The sequence below is a fragment of the Streptomyces sp. NPDC006265 genome (genome assembly GCF_040613555.1).
Taxonomy (GTDB): domain Bacteria; phylum Actinomycetota; class Actinomycetes; order Streptomycetales; family Streptomycetaceae; genus Streptomyces.
In genome coordinates this window covers 1-3,003 of the sequence record NZ_JBEXSH010001008.1, presented here as the reverse complement: position 1 = coordinate 3,003, position 3,003 = coordinate 1, and the positions used below count along the sequence as shown (strand labels likewise).

Sequence of the window (3,003 nt, the reverse complement as noted above, 5' to 3'; positions counted from 1 at the left end):
CAGCGCCTCGGACATGGCCGGCGCGCCCGCGGACCCGCCCCCCCACCCCCCCCCCCCGCGCCGGCCCCCCCCCCGCGCGCCCGCCCCGCCCCCCACCCCCCCGCCGCCTCCGATGCTCACGACGACGTCCGTGAGCTCACCGGCGTCGGCGGCGAACTCCAGCCCGGCCGTGCCCTGTCCGGCGATCACCACCGGGTCGTCGAAGGGGTGGACCAGGGTCAGCCCCTCCTGCTGGAGCCGTGTCATGAGCGCGAACGCGCCGTCCATGTCGTCGGTCAGCCGCACCGACGCGCCGGCCGTCTCCGCGATCTCCACGGCACGGGCGGGTGCCGAGCGCGGCATCACTACCGTGGCCTTCACGTCGAGAGCCGCCGCCATGACCGCGACGGCGATCCCGTGGTTGCCGCCGCTGACCGCCACCACGCCGGCGGCCCGCTCCGCCTCGCCCAGTGACAGCAGTTTCGCCGTGGCCCCGCGCGCCTTGAACGAGCCGGTGCGCTGCAGCAGTTCGAGCTTCGCGGTGACCGGAACCCCGAGCAGCGCCGACAGTCCCGGGCTGTCCACGGTCGGGGTGCGCACGATGTGCCGGGCGATCTGCCCCGCCGCGGCTTCGATCTCCGAGATGCCGATCATGGCGGCCATCCTTCCGGCGCGGGGTCGCGAAACGCGCCGTGTCGAACCCTGACGCGCGCGGGGGCCGAGGTCAACGCGGTTCGGGTGGTGGCGGGCGGAGCGGGACGACGTGGCCGCGTTCATCGCCCCGGCGGCGCCGAGAGCCCGCCCCGGGCGAGATGCCGTCACCGCGTGGAGCACCCCGGCCCGCATCGAGGGCCCGGCGTTCGCGTGGGCTCAGACATCGCGCCGCACCAGGTAGCCGAGCAGTGACCGTAGTTCACCGGCGGCCCGGGCGGTCGACGGCACATCGGCGAGGGCTGTCTCCACGGCGGTGCTGTGCCGCCGGGCCTCTGCCAGGGCCGCCGAGCGGCCGCCCGCCTCCTCGATCAGGGTCGCCGCCCTCTCCGGCGCGTCGCCCGACTCCAGGAGGTCCGCGATCCGGCCGCCCATCGGGGAACCGAGCGCCACCAGCACCGGAAATGTCTTCTTCCGCGTGCCGGTTCGATTCGAGCTCGGTGGGGAAACCGACGTGGACATAGCCCGCGAGACGCCCGCCGAGCTCGGCGACCAGGCAGTCCTCGGGGGCGTGCCGCTCGCTGAAGAAGGGAGGGTACGGCGGCTGCGGCTCGGGCATCACCGCGTGCAGAGGCGACCAGGTGAGCCGGTCGAGCAGGGCCAGCTCCTCGTCGTCCTCGGGCCGGGCGACACGGATGCGCGGTGCGGGGAGCTCGGACATGGGCGTCACCCTACGGCGAGCGGATCAAGGCCATGCAAGGGATTTGAGCAGCGACCCGGCAGGATGGGTTCATGGAGCGTTCAAGAATCGCGGTGGCGGGTGCGTCCGGCCTGATCGGCGGTGCCCTGGTGCGGTCCCTGACCGCCGACGGGCACGAGGTGCGCCGCCTGGTGCGCGGCACGCCCCGGGCGGCCGGGGAGATCCGCTGGGACCCCGAGGGCGGGCACGTGGACGCGGCCGGGCTCGCCGGCTGCCATGCCGTGGTCAACGTGGCGGGGGCCGGCGTCGGCAACCGGCGCTGGACGGAGGCCTACAAACAGCGGATCCGCGACAGCCGCGTGAACGGCACGGCGGCCCTCGCCGAGGCGGTCGCCTCGCTGGACGCGACGGACCGCCCGCGGGTCTTCGTCAACGGCAGCGCCATCGGCTACTACGGCGAGACCGGCGAGCGGACGGTCGACGAGAGCGCGCCCGCGGGAGAGGGCTTCCTGCCGTCGCTGTGCGTGGAGTGGGAGGGGGCCACCGCGCCCGCCCGGGAGGCCGGTGTCCGCACGGTGTTCACGCGGACCGGGCTGGTCGTCTCGCGCGAAGGCGGCGCCTGGGGGCGGCTCTTCCCGCTGTTCCGGGCGGGGGCCGGCGGGCGGATGGGCGACGGGCGGCAGTACTGGTCGTTCGTCGCGCTGCACGACGAGGTCGCCGCGATCCGGCATCTGATCGAGACCGACGGCCTGTCCGGACCGTTCAACATCACCGCCCCGAACCCCGTGACGAACCGTGAGATCACGGCGGCGATGGGCCGCGTGCTGCACCGGCCGACCCTGTTCCCGGTGCCCGCGGCCGTCCTGCGGACCGTGCTCGGCGAGATGGCCGGGGACGTCCTCGGCAGCGCCCGGGTGCTGCCGACGCGCCTGTTGGAGTCGGGCTTCCGCTTCGCCTTCCCGGAGATCGAGGGGGCGATCCGCGCGGCCCTGTGACGGCTCCCCGCCCCGCCGGAAGCTGACCGGGCGGCGCACACCGGCCGCCTGTCCGGGATCCGACCGGCCGTTCCGAGACAGCTCCCCGAGGCGCACACCAGCCCCCTGCGACCACTTCATGCCCACCAGGCGTTCGTATGCGACCGTTGTGCGACCGTGCCCTGCCGATGCGCGACTCCCCCTGACCGATCACGGTCCTACCCTCGACCAGAACTCGCGTATCCCTGCGGCCTGTTGAGGGCATGACGTCTCCAGCGCCCGCGCAACCTCGAGGAGGGGCACGTGCTTGAGCCCGCGTACCAGGCGGACGTGGTCGTCGTAGGGGCCGGGGTCGCCGGACTCTCGGCCGCGCACCGGCTGACCAGCGCAGGAGTGACGACCATGGTCCTGGAAGCCGCCCACGGGGTCGGCGGCCGCATGGCGACGGAGAAGGTCGACGGCTTCCGGCTCGACAGGATCGGCCAGTTGCTGTCCACGGCGTATCCCGAACTACGGCAGACACCCGGTCTCGACGGGCTGGTGCTGCGGCCCTTCACACCCGGTGTCCTGCTGCACGGCGACGGTCGCCACCACCGCGCGGGCGTCCAACCGGGCGCAGGGGGCGCACGGGGCGCACTGCACGCCGTACGCGCGCTGGCGAGTGCTCCCCGCCCGCCGTCCGCACCGAGGCCGCCGAGG

The 3,003-nt window shown here is 74.5% G+C and carries 4 protein-coding genes and 1 pseudogene; 2 read left to right on the top strand and 3 right to left on the bottom strand.

All coding sequences use genetic code 11. The features are described 5' to 3' along the window. The 3 genes and pseudogenes from ABZ281_RS44320 to ABZ281_RS44310 form a co-directional block, all read right to left on the bottom strand. Positions 1 to 633: pyridoxal-phosphate dependent enzyme (locus ABZ281_RS44320; RefSeq protein WP_356663934.1), on the bottom strand; the 633-nt coding region annotated here is incomplete at its 3' end. 216 nt (positions 634 to 849) lie between these two features. After that, positions 850 to 1,089, bottom strand: coding sequence for a hypothetical protein (locus tag ABZ281_RS44315; protein WP_356663936.1), 240 nt, complete (start codon positions 1,087 to 1,089; stop codon positions 850 to 852). 19 nt (positions 1,090 to 1,108) lie between these two features. Further along, positions 1,109 to 1,351: pseudogene (locus ABZ281_RS44310) on the bottom strand (GNAT family N-acetyltransferase); the annotation flags it as partial. A 71-nt stretch (positions 1,352 to 1,422) separates the two neighbouring features. Here ABZ281_RS44310 and ABZ281_RS44305 point away from each other — a divergent pair. Together ABZ281_RS44305 and ABZ281_RS44300 are read left to right on the top strand one after the other, a co-directional pair. Then, entirely contained in the window at positions 1,423 to 2,325 is a 903-nt protein-coding gene (locus tag ABZ281_RS44305) for a TIGR01777 family oxidoreductase (protein WP_356663932.1), read from the top strand. Between the two features lie 282 nt (positions 2,326 to 2,607). After that, on the top strand, positions 2,608 to 3,003 hold a 396-nt coding region (locus ABZ281_RS44300; RefSeq protein WP_356663930.1), incomplete at its 3' end, for an FAD-dependent oxidoreductase.

What these genes read in the sequence shown, in the direction of transcription:
- ABZ281_RS44305 (WP_356663932.1), top strand. Translation starts at nt 1,423, where the DNA reads ATGGAGCGTTCAAGAATCGCGGTGGCGGGTGCGTCCGGCCTGATCGGC.